Annotated in this window: 12 protein-coding genes; 10 read left to right on the top strand and 2 right to left on the bottom strand. The window is 69.9% G+C overall.

Translation table 11 applies throughout. The features are described 5' to 3' along the window. Window positions 1-2 precede the first annotated feature (2 nt). A complete protein-coding gene (locus ACT3UF_RS10315) occupies window positions 3-1,280 on the bottom strand; it encodes an exonuclease domain-containing protein (protein WP_444502669.1) in 1,278 nt (425 codons plus the stop codon). 194 nt (window positions 1,281-1,474) lie between these two features. On the opposite strand from ACT3UF_RS10315, the gene ACT3UF_RS10320 reads away from it, so the two are divergent. The 7 genes from ACT3UF_RS10320 (at window position 1,475) to rbsD (ending at window position 8,559) form a co-directional block, all read left to right on the top strand. Then, the gene (locus ACT3UF_RS10320) at window positions 1,475-2,473 is read left to right on the top strand and encodes a hypothetical protein (protein WP_444502668.1); all 999 of its coding nucleotides are present in this window, start codon (window positions 1,475-1,477) and stop codon (window positions 2,471-2,473) included. A gap of 152 nt (window positions 2,474-2,625) precedes the next feature. Further along, a complete protein-coding gene (locus ACT3UF_RS10325; RefSeq protein WP_444502667.1) occupies window positions 2,626-3,663 on the top strand; it encodes a LacI family DNA-binding transcriptional regulator in 1,038 nt (345 codons plus the stop codon). After that, window positions 3,656-5,194 (top strand): sugar ABC transporter ATP-binding protein, encoded by a 1,539-nt coding sequence (locus tag ACT3UF_RS10330; protein WP_444502666.1) that lies wholly within the window; start codon window positions 3,656-3,658, stop codon window positions 5,192-5,194. The genes ACT3UF_RS10325 and ACT3UF_RS10330 overlap by 8 nt, the downstream gene beginning before the upstream one ends. A 53-nt stretch (window positions 5,195-5,247) precedes the next feature. Continuing rightward, complete coding sequence (locus tag ACT3UF_RS10335) at window positions 5,248-6,234, top strand: ABC transporter permease (RefSeq protein ID WP_444502665.1); 987 nt, start codon at window positions 5,248-5,250, stop codon at window positions 6,232-6,234. A 53-nt stretch (window positions 6,235-6,287) separates the two neighbouring features. Next, complete coding sequence (locus ACT3UF_RS10340) at window positions 6,288-7,244, top strand: substrate-binding domain-containing protein (RefSeq protein WP_444608309.1); 957 nt, start codon at window positions 6,288-6,290, stop codon at window positions 7,242-7,244. Between the two features lie 11 nt (window positions 7,245-7,255). Beyond that, window positions 7,256-8,179: a ribokinase gene (locus ACT3UF_RS10345; protein WP_444502663.1), complete on the top strand. Its 924-nt coding sequence runs from the start codon at window positions 7,256-7,258 to the stop codon at window positions 8,177-8,179. Further along, a complete protein-coding gene (gene rbsD / locus ACT3UF_RS10350) occupies window positions 8,176-8,559 on the top strand; it encodes a D-ribose pyranase (protein ID WP_444502662.1) in 384 nt (127 codons plus the stop codon). The genes ACT3UF_RS10345 and rbsD overlap by 4 nt, the downstream gene beginning before the upstream one ends. A 45-nt stretch (window positions 8,560-8,604) precedes the next feature. Here the strand turns inward: rbsD and ACT3UF_RS10355 are convergent, their stop codons facing one another. Further along, window positions 8,605-10,056: a hypothetical protein gene (locus ACT3UF_RS10355; protein WP_444502661.1), complete on the bottom strand. Its 1,452-nt coding sequence runs from the start codon at window positions 10,054-10,056 to the stop codon at window positions 8,605-8,607. Between the two features lie 239 nt (window positions 10,057-10,295). Between ACT3UF_RS10355 and ACT3UF_RS10360 the strand changes: the two genes are divergently transcribed. The 3 genes from ACT3UF_RS10360 to ACT3UF_RS10370 all read left to right on the top strand — a co-directional run bounded on the left by ACT3UF_RS10360 (window position 10,296) and on the right by ACT3UF_RS10370 (window position 13,393). Further along, a complete protein-coding gene (locus ACT3UF_RS10360; protein ID WP_444502660.1) occupies window positions 10,296-11,378 on the top strand; it encodes a FecCD family ABC transporter permease in 1,083 nt (360 codons plus the stop codon). After that, entirely contained in the window at window positions 11,375-12,304 is a 930-nt protein-coding gene (locus ACT3UF_RS10365; protein ID WP_444502659.1) for an ABC transporter ATP-binding protein, read from the top strand. The genes ACT3UF_RS10360 and ACT3UF_RS10365 overlap by 4 nt, the downstream gene beginning before the upstream one ends. A 66-nt stretch (window positions 12,305-12,370) precedes the next feature. Continuing rightward, window positions 12,371-13,393 carry an ABC transporter substrate-binding protein gene (locus ACT3UF_RS10370; RefSeq protein ID WP_444502658.1) on the top strand — a complete coding sequence of 341 codons (1,023 nt, stop codon included), beginning with the start codon at window positions 12,371-12,373 and terminating at the stop codon, window positions 13,391-13,393. Window position 13,394 lies beyond the last annotated feature (1 nt).

Below are 13,394 nucleotides of genomic sequence, written 5' to 3' on the forward strand. Positions count from 1 at the left end.
CGTCAGGCTCCGACCATGCGTGCGAAGGCCTCTTCGGTGATGATCGGGATCCCGTAGGTTCGGGCTTTTGCTGCCTTGCCGGACTGTGAGTTCGGATCCGCAGCCACCACCAGCGCGGTCTTCTTGGCGATGGTGCCGGGGACGTAGCCGAGCCCCCGCGCGAGAGCCTCCCACGAGGTGCGGTCACGGACCATGGCACCGGTGAAGACGATCCGGTCGCCAGGAGAGAGGTCGATCCCTGCAGTGCCCAGCCGCAGGGTCGCTGCGTGCCCATCGGGAGCGCCGCCGTGTCCACTCCTGCCGGACGCGTCGAGCGACCGCCTGCTGGTCGCGGCCTCGAGTGCGCGGTCCACGTCCACCTCCCGCAAGCCAAGCATCGCGGCGACCCGGTCAAGGTCGCCGCGCTCCTGGTTGGTGACCACGTTGTCCTCGAGCGCGACCTCCGCCATCGCGTCGAGATAGCGCGCATGGAGGTCCAGCACGCCGCCACGCGTCAGGCCCAGTTCGAAGGCGACGTCCACCAGCTCATCCTTCTCGTGTTCGGCGAGCACGCCGTCCAGCAGCGCGCGCTCAAGGGTCTCGAGGTAGGAGTCGACGCGAGAGTCCGCCGTGCGCGGCATCCGCGAGAGGATCCTGTCCAACCAGCCGTCAGGCCGCGCGGAGCGGGCTGCGTCGCGGGGGAGCACACGGGCTGAGGCTGACGCGATGGGGGAGGGCCAGATCTGCGCTGAGCCGAGCTTGTGCTCCTCCTGCCAAGGGAGCGCGCCGCAGCCCTCGACCAACGAGATGTAGTGCCTGAGCAGAAGGGCCGTGGCACGAGCGTCTGCCATCGCGGAGTGGGCGTCCACGAGGTCGATGCCACATGCTGAGCAGCAGTCCTCGAGCTTGCGGGACGGCGCCTCGAGGAACACGCTCGACCACTGCATCGTGCACAGCCCGGTCAGCGGCAGCAGTGCCGGCGCCACCTGCGCCCGCAGTAGTTCCGCCTCGAGGAAGCGCAGGTCGAACGGAGCATTGTGGGCCACGATCGTGCGGCCCTGTACGCTATCGATCAGCGCTGGAGCAAGGTCAGAGAAGCGGGGAGCGCCGGCCACGTCGGTCGCAGTGATTCCGTGGACGTGCGAATTCCCGATGTCTCGCCCGGGATTCACGAGTGAGGCCCACTCGCGCTCGATCTCCCCGGCTTCCGAGACCTCCACGACCCCGATCTCGAGGATTCGATGCTGCTTTGCCGGTGAGAATCCGGTGGTCTCGAGATCGATGACGGCATAACCGGGCACGGCGCCTCCCTCTACTATGTTCCTCCTGGCCAGCTTGATCCTGCCATTTGCTTCAGACAGATGACGGAGAAATCTGGTCTCGAGGCGATGACGATCCGGCGGAGGCAGAAGCTGACTGCTTCGCACGGTTCAGTCCCCCGATTCGGCCCCCTGTCGTTTCATCAGGCCTCCGCGTGTGCCGCTAGCGTTGACCTATGTTTCCTCAGAGGCCCCTCCTCACGTCGGCCGCCCACTGGCTGCGGGACGCGCTCTTACAGGTCGACGGCGACGTCGTTCTCACGAGTCCATTTCTGTCATACGACGTGTGCCGTCAGGTGGCGTCCGCCGCTGAAGGTTCGCCCCGGTCCTGGCGGCTGATGACATCACTGGACCCCAGCGCTGTCGCGAATGGATATCTCAGCGTCCAGGGCATGCGGGCACTCCTCCAGGCAGAGGTCGAGATCCTTCACGTCGACCGGCTCCATGCCAAGTGCTTCGTCGTCGGAACCCGGGCGATGCTCGGGTCCGCCAACCTCACCGGCGCTGGACTGGGCAGCAGTGCCAGCCCGAACCGTGAGCTCGGGGTGGAGCTTGACTTGGAGCAGGTCCAGGAGGCGCTGGAATCGATCACTGCGTGGCCCTCACGAATAGTCAGCTCGGAAGACCTGGCCCAGCTCGAGAAGGACGCACAAGGCCTGACCAAAACGTCCTCTCAGTCGCAGGCAGCATCTCCCGACGCCCGTTCTGCTCTCCAGCTGGCGGAGACACTTCTGGCGGATGCGCGGGATGACGGTCGAACCCTGTGGCTGAAGCTCGAATACGGCGCGCCCAAGCGTGATGGTTGGAGGGAACCGTCGTTCTTCGCCAGTCCGAAGAAGGGACGACCTGGCTTTCGACCGGGTGACCTGGTGTTCATCTGCGCAAAGGAATCGCGTGACTGCTATGCAGTCGTCGAGGTGACATCGGAACCCGAGTTCCAGCCCGAGGACTACGCCGTCGCCGTCGCCGTGGATCGCCCGGGCGACCTCGACCGGTGGCCCTGGGTAAACAGGACCGCACCGCGGCTAGTTCCCGATGACCTCCGGGAACTCAAGTTGGATGAATTGGGCGTCCAGGGTAGAGCTCTTCAGAATGGGCACGTCCGCTTGAGGTTTGATCAGTTCACTGCAGGCGTCCGAGCGCTGGCGCGACTGACCAGCTGTAGTCGGTCATGACGTTGTGGACGCCGCCTAGGGATCGTGGACAGAGGACAGCGCGCCGCGCTGATAAACGCCCGGCGTGACCCGGCTCCCTTTACCCTCCCGCCCCACAGTGCTACGCTCCCGATTGGAATCGTTTCCATCAGTGTTGATGAGAGGAGCTGCGGATGTCGAAACCCACCATCAAGGACATCGCCGCCGAAGCAGGCGTCGCGCTCGGCACCGCCTCCCGCGCCCTCTCCGGCAACGGCTCCGTCGCCCCTGAGACCCGTGAGCGTGTGCTCGCCGCCGCGGAGCGCCTGAACTACATTCCCAACGCCTTGGCCCGGTCGCTGCGCTCGGAGCGCAGCGAGACCATCGGTCTGCTGATCCCCGATGTGCGCAACCCCTTCTTCGCCGAGCTCGCCCATGTGGTCGAGCGCGAAGCCCGCTCCCTGGGCCTCAGCGTGGTGCTGTGCAGCGCCAACGAAGACCCCGCCCTGATGCGGGACTACACGCTCGTGCTGCGCCGCCAACAGGTGGACGGCATCATCGTCGCCCCCTTCTCCACCGCCCGCGACACTCTGCTTGCCGTGCAGGACGCCGGGATGCCCCTGGTGTTCGTGGACCGCACCATCCCCGGCATGGGCGTGCCTGCCGTCGTGTCCGATACCGGCCCCGCCATCAGTGATGCCGTCGCCCAGCTCGCCGTCGGGGGAGCGCAGCGCCTCGGCTTCCTCTCCGGCCCTTCCCAGACCACCACCGGTGTGGAGCGCCTGGCCGAGTTCATCGCCGCTGCGAAGGCCACTGGGATCGACACCGTCATCCAGCACGGTGACTTCCAGGAGGAGTCCGGGCGCCGCGGCATGCGGGACCTGCTCGAGGCCGGCGTCGACTCAGTGCTCACCGCCGATTCCCGGATGACGCTCGGCGCGGTGCGGGAGTGCCTGGAGACCGGGATCGTCCCCGTGCGCGACCTGCCGTTCATCGGCTTCGACGACATCTCGCCGTTCGCGCTCCTGCAGCCCCCGCTGCCGCTGATCTGCCAGGACCTCGAGGGCATGGCCACCACCGCCGTCCAGCTGATCCAAGCGCAGCTCCGCGGCGAATCGCCCCACACAGAGCACCGCCTCCCCGCCCAGCTGCGCATCCCCGCAGCCCTCACAGTCCATACGGCCCAGACCGCCCCGACCATCCCGGAAGCCGAGGACCCCGCCCATGACTGACGAGCGCACTGCCCTGCTCACCCTCGAGGCGGTGAGCAAATCCTTCGGACCCGTCACCGTCATCGACGACGTCACCGTGCACGTGCGGGCCGGCGAGGTCGAGGTCCTCCTCGGCGAGAACGGTGCCGGCAAGTCCACCCTGATCAAGATGATGTCCGGCATCTATCAGCCCGACGCCGGCCGCATCCTGGTCGAGGGCAAGCCCGTGCGCCTCCCAGACGTCAAAGCCGCCGAGAAGCTCGGCATCGCCACCATCCATCAGGAGCTGAACCTGGTGCCCCAGCTCAGCGTCGCCGAGAACATCACCCTGGGACGCACCCCGCAGCGGCTCGGCATGGTGGACCGCCGCGAGATGCACCGCATCGCCCGTCACGCACTCGAGCAGATCGGGCTGGACGTGCCGCTCGATCAGCCCGTCGGCGAGCTGGGCATCGCCCGCCAGCAGCTGGTCGAGATCGCCAAGGCCCTCTCCCAGAACGCCCGCCTGCTGATCCTCGACGAACCCACCGCGGCGCTGACCGGCCGCGAGATCGACGCCCTGTTCGCCGTGGTCGCGGACCTCAAGGCGAAGGGGGTGGGGATGGTCTTCATCTCCCACCACCTCGACGAGATCCCCCGCATCGGCGACACCGTCTCCGTGCTGCGCGACGGGAAGTTCATCGCCCAGGTCCCCGCCGACACCGGCCAGGAGCAGCTGGTCTCCCTCATGGTGGGCCGCGACATCGCCGACCAGTTCCCCCGTCGGCGCGGCGAGACCCAGGGCGAGGTGCTGCTGGAGGTCGATGCCCTGACCAGCGAGGGCAGCTTCCGGGGCGTCAGCTTCAACGTCCACGCCGGGGAGGTGCTCGGCATCGCCGGCCTCGTCGGCGCCGGCCGCACCGAGGTGCTGCGCGCCGTGTTCGGCGCCGACCCCTACGACACCGGCGCCGTCACCCTGCAGGGCAAGCCCTTGCGCGCCCATGACGTCGGCCGCTCCATCAACCGGGGCCTGGGCCTCGTCCCCGAGGACCGCAAGTCCCAGGGCCTCGTGCTGGACGCCAGCGTCGACGAGAACGCCGGCTACGCCACCCTGCGCACCACCGCCAAGCACGGGCTCGCCGACCGCCGCGGACAGCGCCGCCGAGCCGCGAAGGTCACCGAGCAGCTCGCGGTGCGGATGGCAGGCCTGGATCAGCCGATCCGCAACCTCTCCGGCGGCAACCAGCAGAAGGTCGTCTTCGCCCGCTGGGTGATGGCCGGCTCCACCGTGCTGCTGCTGGACGAGCCGACCCGCGGCGTGGACGTCGGCGCCAAGGTCGAGATCTACGAACTGATCAACGAGATCACCGAGGCCGGAGGCGCCGTCGTGATGGTCTCCAGCGAACTGCCCGAGGTGCTCGGCATGAGCGACCGCATCCTCGTGATGAGCAACGGCCAGGTCGCCGGGATCCTCGACGCCGACGGCGCCACCGAGGACTCCGTGATGAACCTGGCGGTCTCCGCCGTCTCCTCTGCCGTCTCCACCGACTTGCCCACCGCCGAGGCGTCCTGACGGGCACCGCCCGCCCCGACCCGACCGCCCCACCTCCGAAAGGAGCCGCGGACATGACCGCGACCACCACTGCTCCCCTCGCCACCCGCAAGGGACCCACCACGCTCGGCCGCCTCGGCCACTGGGCGATGAACAACGGCGCCCTCGTGGGCCTGATCCTGCTGTGCCTGGGCCTGTTCATCGCCACTCCGGCGTTCCTCACCGTCCCCAACCTCATCAACATCGGGATCCAAGCGTCTGTGGTCGCGATCCTGGCCTTCGGCATGACGTTCGTGATCGTCACCGCCGGGATCGACCTTTCCGTCGGCTCCGTCGCCGCGCTCGGCGCCGTGGTCTCCGCCTACTCCTTCGCGTCGCTGAACCTGCCCGGCGTCCTCACCCTCGTGATCGGACTGCTCGTCGGCGCTGCCGCCGGCGCCATCTCCGGCCTCTCGATCGCCTACGGCAAGCTGCCCGCCTTCATCGCGACGCTCGCGATGATGAGTGTGGCCCGCGGCCTGACCCTGGTCATCTCCAACGGCACCCCCATCCCCACCTCGGAATCCGTCTCCTTCATGGGCGGCAGCCTGGGCGGCTTCCCGGTGCCGATCCTCGCCATGGTGGTCGCAGGGCTCGTGTGCTGGTTCATCCTCACCCGCACGGTGCTGGGTCGCTCCATGTACGCCATCGGCGGCAACGAAGAGGCCGCCCGCCTCTCCGGCCTGCCCGTCAAGCGGATCCTCGTCATCGTCTACGCCCTCTCCGGCCTGTTCGCGGGCCTCGCCGGAATGGTGCTGGCCGGGCGACTGTCTTCGGCCGGCCCCCAAGCAGGTGTTGGTTATGAGCTGGACGCGATCGCGGCCGTCGTCATCGGCGGTGCCTCCCTCTCCGGCGGCTCAGGCCGAGCCACCGGCACCCTGGTCGGCGCAATCCTGCTGGCCGTCATCCGCAACGGCCTGAACATCCTCAACGTCTCCTCCTTCTGGCAGCAGGTCGTGATCGGCCTCGTGATCGCCCTGGCCGTCGGCTTCGACGTGCTGCGCCGCAAGACCTCCCGCTGAACCGCACCTCACCCCCTGGGGAGAACGACCTCCCCCGAGCAAAGGAGATCACCATGATCACCATCACCAAGTCCATGACCAGCCGCCGCGGCCTGTTCGCCCTCACCGCCGCAGCCGCCGCCGGGCTCACCCTGAGCGCCTGTAACCGCGGCGGCGGCGAGGACGGCGGGAGCGGGGACCGGGTCATGCTCGCCGTCTCCACCCAGACCAACCCCTTCTTCGTCCAGCTCGTCGAGGGCGCGCAGGCCGAGGCCGAGTCCCAGGGCCTCACGCTCGAAATCCAGGACGCCTCCGACGACTCGGCCACCCAGGCCAACCAGCTCGCCAACGCCATCACCCAGGGCGTCAGCCTGGTGATCGTCAACCCCACCGACTCCGACGCCGTCTCCGCCTCGGTCGAGTCGCTCAACGACGCCGACATCCCGGTTATCGCCGTGGACCGCGACGCCAGCTCCGGGGAGCTCGCCAGCTACGTCGCCTCGGACAACGTCGCCGGCGGCACCCAGGCCGCCGAGGCGCTCGCCGCCGCGATCGGTGAGGAGGGCGAGGTGATCGTGCTGCAGGGCGTCCCCGGCTCCTCCGCCTCCCGCGACCGCGGCCAGGGCTTCACCGAGGGCATCGCCCAGTTCGACGGCATCACCGTGGTCGCCCAGCAGACCGCGAACTTCGATCGCGCCGAAGGCTTGAACGTGGCCACGAACCTGCTGCAGGCCAACTCCGGCGTGGTGGGGATCTTCTGCGAGAACGACGAGATGGCGCTCGGCGCGATCGAGGCGCTCGGCGACCGCGCCGGCACCGAGGTGACGGTGGTCGGCTTCGATGGGACCGACGAAGGCATCGCCGCCGTCGCCTCCGGCACCCTCCACGCCACCATCGCTCAGCAGCCTGAGGAGCTGGGCCGCCAGGCCGTCGCCGAGGCGGTCAAGGTCCTCGCCGATGAGGACACCGAGGACGAGGTCTCCGTCGAGGTCGTCACCGTCACCGAGGAGAACGCAGGCGAGTTCGAGTGAGCAGTGCTGGTGTGGCTGATGTGATCGCGGTGGTCGGGTCGATCAACGTCGACCTGATCGCACAGGTGCGCAGGCACCCGCAGCCGGGGGAGACCCTCCACGGCCGGGGCGGGCAGATGCTGCCCGGCGGCAAGGGTGCCAATCAGGCCGTCGCGGCGGCCAGGCTCGGCGGCAGCGTCGAGATGGTCGGCGCCGTCGGCAGCGACCCCCAGGCCGCTGTGGGCCTCTCCGGTCTCCGGGCGGCCGGGGTGGGACTTTCCGGGGTGCGCGAGGTCGGCGGGCCGACGGGCCTGGCCATCGTGACCGTCGCTGAGGATGGCGAGAACTCCATCGTGGTGATCGCCGGCGCGAACGACTCCGTGGACGCCGCCCAGGTGGCAGCCGCCCGCGAGACCATCGGACAGGCCGCGATCGTCGTGTGCCAGGGCGAGATCCCGCGCGACGGGATCGAGGCCCTGCCGTCACTGGTCCGCGGCAGGTTCCTGCACAATCCCGCCCCCGTCATGGAGCTGGACCCTGCCGTGCTGCTGGCGTCGGACCCGCTGGTGGTCAACGAGCACGAGGCCGCCCTGGTCCTCGCCCAGCTGATGCCCGCGACTGACGGACCGGAGGAGCCGCAGCAGATCGTCGGCGCCCTCCGCGCAGCCGGTATCGCCTCCGTGGTCCTCACGCTCGGGGCGCAGGGCTCGCTGGTGGCCGACGCCGACGGGAATCACCGCATCCCCGCCGCGTCTGTGACCGCCGTGGACACCACCGGCGCGGGCGACGCCTTCATCGGCGCGCTCGCCGTGGGCCTCGCCCAGGGGGAGAGCCTCCCGGCAGCCGCACGGCTCGCCTCGCAGGTCGGGGCCTACGCCGCCACCGGACACGGCGCCCAACCCAGCTACCCGGGCACGGGCGACGCCCTGCCGCCGCTCGATGGCGAGGGCGCATGAGGCGCGGCGGGATCCTCCACCCGGCACTGAGCGCGCACCTGGCCCGGCTCGGCCACACCGACACCTTCGTGATCGGCGACTGCGGCCTGCCCGTGCCGCCGGGCGTGGAGCGCGTGGACCTCGCGGTGGTGATGGGCGTGCCCCGCTTCACCGAGGTGGCCGACGCCCTCCTCGCCGAGGTCGAGGTGGAGGCGGCAGTGATCGCCTCCGAGGCGACGGGCTCGCCGGCGGGCGAGATGCTCGCCCAGCGGTTCCCGGGCGCTGAGACGGTGCCGCACGAGGAGCTGAAGCAGCTGATGCGTCAGGCACGGTTCGTGGTGCGCACGGGGGAGACGACCCCGTACGCGAACGTGATCGTGCGCTGCGGAGTGCCGTTCTAACTCGACCCGCAACAGCGGCAGACGGTGTGTCCGCACCGTGCCTGCTCAGCTGGCGCGGACGGGGGCGGACCTCATCGTCGTGCGGTCGTAGCCCTCGAGCTCTGCCGTCACCTCGACGGTGATCTCCGAGCCCTTCCACCGGCCGGTGAGACGGAACTGCTCGGAGGTTGCGCCCTCAATGGCAGTGCCGTCGGCGAGCCAGCGGCAGGTCAGCGTCGGCGTTGGCCGCCAGGTCCCGGTCTCCGCGACGAGCAGGGCACCTGGCTTGATTCGGCCATGAGAATCCTTGGAGGTGATTCTCGGCTGCGGGGCGCTCTCGAAGGGCTCGGACGCCTCGGCCGGGGCGAACGGTGCATGAGGATCATCTGTCCAGACGCTCAGCGTCAGCGTCGCGCTCTGCAGACCGTCCACGACGGTGTTCTCGCAGAGGTAGTACAGCCCGTCGCCCATGGCCTGGAAGCCGACGTCGGCCTTCTGGAACCAGCCGCGGATCCCGGTGGCTGCGTCCTCGAGGCCGTCCTCGGCCAGGGGCAGGGTGTCGCCTTCGACCCCGACTCCGGGCAGCTCCTGCCGCACCGGCTGCGAGGCGGCCTCGACCGCGAACATCGTGTAGTTCGGGAACTCGGGCTTGCTCCCGGCGTAGACACCCAAGAACCAGCGCTCGAGGGTGGGGTCGTAGGTGAGGTTCTGGATGCCCCAGCGCGTGGCCCCGGTGTAGACGAAGTACTGGCCGTCGATCTCGGTGGGGCCGCTGGTGGGGTCCGGCTTCGAGGTGTCGTACGGCTCGGCGTAGGTGTCGAACACGTCGGGGTCGTACTGCACGAGGATCTGGTGGTTGTTGTCCTCGCGGTCCGCGTCCGGCCACTGCGAGTGGGTGACGGTGAGCAGCCAGTCCCCAGTGGTGCTCCCGAACCGCGGCCCGAAGCCCACACCGTCCACCCCGGCGGTGGCGTAGAGGCCGTCGTCCGTCCCGTCGCCGTCGAGGTCCACGAAGCGGTCCGCGAGGAGCTGCTTGAGGTGGACCAGCGAGAGCGCGGGATTCCTCTCCGGGCTCTCGTCGATCTCGTGGATCTGCTCGGGGTCGAAGATCGCGATGTACGGGGCGTAGTACGGGTTCTCGTCGCCCCAGAAGATGGAGCCGTACACCTTGCCGTTCTTCGGGTTCAGAGTGATGTCGCCGAGATGGGCGGGAAGGCCCGTCACCGAGCCGAGCACCGTGCCGGCGAGATCCGTCTTGACCAGGCGATCGGTGAAAGAGAAGTACGCGAGCCCGCGCTCACGGTCTACGGCGATGCCCTGCACGTGCGGGGATGGCCAGGATCCGCCGGTGATCTGCAGGGGGAGCCCGTTGTTCTGGTCGGGACCGTTCGCCGCGAGAACCTCCGTCGGAACTCCCGCCGCCTCCGCACCCTCTACCGATCCGGTAGCGCCGAGCGCCAGCGGTGAGCCGACCCCCAGTGCGATCGCGGTGAGCATCGTCCTGCGTGTCGTGATCATTCGAGTCTCGCTCTTCGTCGGTGCGGGGTCATAGGGCATTCGTTCACCAGACCACGCCGAGATAGATCCAGGGTGACTGCTCCGTGAATAGGGCAAGGCATCGCCCTCTCCCATACGCTCGATCTCGCGGGCGTCAGCCGCATGCTGCCCGTCGTCGGCGGGGGAGCGGCTGCCATCCTCGGGAGCCGTCGTCCGGACGGATTTGAACTGCTTAATGATAACGGTTATCGTCCCCCTTTGTGGTCAGTGACATCGTTCCCCAGCAGCGCTCCATCGCGGCGCCGCGCCGCCGGGCGCCGCGCGGTCGCGTGCTCCTGCCTCTCGCACTGACAGCACTGGTCCTCGGGGCCGTGCTCACGGCCACCTCTCTGGGGCCCTCGGACACCGGCCCGGCCGACACCCTCGTGATCCTGCTGGAGCCCGCACGGCCCGTGCTCGAGGCGCTGGGCCTCGACCAGCCAGCACCGTCGGCCGCCACCGTCAGCCTGGTCTGGTCGATCCGCCTGCCGAGGGTGCTGCTGGCCCTCATCGTCGGAGGAGGGCTCGGCGCGGCGGGCCTGGTGATGCAGGCCGTGTTCCGCAATCCCCTCGCCGATCCGGGAGTCACAGGCGTCTCGTCGGGCGCGGCCGTGGTCGCGGTGATCCTCATGGTCACCGGCCTCGCCACCCCGGTCACGCTCCCGCTCGGCGCCTTCCTCGGAGCGCTGGGGGCGGTGCTCGTGGTCCAGCTCGTCGCTGGTCTGCGCGGTGGGGGAGGGGGCACCCTGCTGCTGGTCGGCATCGCGATGAACTCCCTGCTGGGCGCGGTGATCGCCGCAGCCATCGCCAATGCGCCCGCCAGCGACGACGCCCAGGCCGCGATGTTCTGGCTCAACGGCGACCTGACCGGTGCCACCTGGTCCGACGTCGCCGTCGCGGCCCTGCCCGGAATCCTGGGGATCGCGGTCCTGCTCGGCACCGCCGGGGAGCTGAACCTGTTCCTGCTGGGCGAGGACCAGGCGGTCTCGACCGGGATGCGCACCGCCCGCACCCGCCAGATCCTGCTCGCGATCTGCGCCGTGGTGATCGCCGCGGGCGTGTGCGTGACCGGGGTGATCGGCTTCGTGGGGCTCGTGGTCCCACACCTGGCGCGGTTGCTGCTCGGCCCCGACCACCGCGTGCTCCTGCCGGTCTCGGTGCTGGTGGGCGGGGTGTTCCTCGTGCTCGCCGATGTGGTGGCCCGCAATCTCTTCACCCCCGTCAGCCTCCAGACCGGCACCGTCACCGCCCTCGTGGGCGCTCCCGTGCTGCTCGCCCTGGTCTGCAGCCGGAGCGGCCGATGAGCCCTCAGCATGCGCTCCGGAGCCCGGCCCGCACCGCCGCGCAGGCCGCTGACGCGACGCTCCCCGAGGTGACACCCGCCGCCGCGACGCCTGCGGAGCCGACGCCCACCGAGACACCCCCCGCCACCGCGGTGCGCGTCGAGGGCGTGCACGTGGCCTATCGCCGCCGCCGCGTCCTGCACGGCGTCGATCTCACCCTCGACCGCGGGCGGGTGCACGGCCTCGTCGGGCCCAACGGCGCCGGCAAATCCACTCTGCTGCGCGCCATGTCCGGCATGATCCCGCTGCGCGACGGCACGGTGCGCTCCGAGGGAGAGGACGTCTGCTCCCTCCAGAGCCGCGAGCGCGCCCGACGTATCGCGTTCCTTCCGCAGGACACCCACGTCGAAGCCGGTCTGCGCGTGGACACCGTGGTGGGTCTGGGCCGCTACGCCCACCACGGGGTGCTCACCCGCATGCAGGGCGACCTCAGCGCCGAGGACCGTGACGTGGTCGATGCGTCCCTCGCCCGAGTGGGCGCGGAGCATCTGCGGGAGCGGCGGATCGACCGCCTCTCCGGTGGCCAGCGCCAGCTCGTCCTCATCGCCAAGCAGCTCGCGCAGGCCTCCGAGGTGATGCTGTTGGACGAGCCCGTCTCCGCTCTCGACCTCGGCTTCCAGGCCGATGTGGTCGAGCTGCTCCGTGACCTCGCTGCAGAAGGGCGGGCGATCGGGGTGGTGCTGCATGACCTGAACCTCGCCGCCCGCGCCTGCGATGACCTCACCCTGCTGGCGGACGGCAGAGTGCTCGCCGCAGGTACGCCGCACGAGGTGCTGCGCCCCGATCTGCTGGCGACGGCCTATCGGATCCGGGCCGACGTGGATCTCGATCCGCTCACCGGCCGACCCCGTGTCACCCCGCGCGGACGCATCCCACCCAGCCCCTGACCCGCCGCCCGCCCTGGCGGTCATCTTCCCGACACCGACCCACCCTCTCTGGACAAGGACCCCTTCATGCACGCCCTCACCCGCCGCGGCCTGGCCCGCACCTCCCTTCTCACCCTCGGCGCCCTCACGGCCCTGGCCGCCTGCTCCACCGCCGATGGCAGCGACTCCTCCGCCGGTACCGCCGCCGATGCCGGCGCGCCCACGGGCGACTGGCCGCGCACCGTCACGATCGGCGACACTGAGGTCACCCTTGAGGCCGCGCCGCAGCGGATCGTCGCGGTCTCCACCGAGACCGGCGACCTCGCGCTCGAGCTCGTGGGGCCTAAGCGCGTGGTCGGCGTGGTCGAGGGGGCGCAGGACCCCTCGAACACCAACCAGTCCGAACTCGCCCAGCAGGTCGCGAACACCGTGGTCGGTGCCCCCTCCCCGGATCCCGAGCAGATCCTCGCGCTGGAACCGGACCTTGTTCTGCTCACCGCACGCCACGACGGCGAGGAGACCGTGGGGGAGTCCCTCACCTCCAGCGGCGTGCCCTGCGCGGTCTTCGACTCCTCCGACTTCGAGTCCCCGGAGTCCGTGACCTCGGTGATCACCGCCCTCGGCGAACTGCTCGGAGTAGAAGCGGCGGCCGCGCAGATCACCACCACCATCGAGCAGCAGATCGAGGAGGTCGCCGCCGCAGTCGAGGCTGCCCAGGCCGCCCCGCGCACCCTGGGGCTGTTCGCCCGCGGCCCGTCGACCATGATGTTCGCCGCCTCCTCCTCGACCAGCACCCTCATCGAGCTTGCCGGCGGAACGTCGATCGCGACCGAGTCCGGATGGCATTCCTCCCCGGCGGCCGACCCGGAGATGCTCCTCGATGCCGCCCCTGACGTGATCCTGGTCCAGGACTTCCACGGCGCGGGCCTGGGGCCCTTCTCCGCCTTGCTGGAGAGCCCGGCGCTCGCCGAGATCCCCGCGATCGCCGAAGGCCGGGTGCACCTGATCGATGCCCTGGCCACCTCGGGCACCGCCGGGTCGCGGCTGGGCGAGGGCCTGAGCCAGATCGCCTCCGTGCTCCATCCCGACCTCATCGACCAGGAGCAGTGAG

Source organism: Brachybacterium sp. AOP24-D1-21, assembly GCF_052378665.1.
In the GTDB taxonomy this organism is placed as follows: Bacteria; Actinomycetota; Actinomycetes; order Actinomycetales; family Dermabacteraceae; genus Brachybacterium.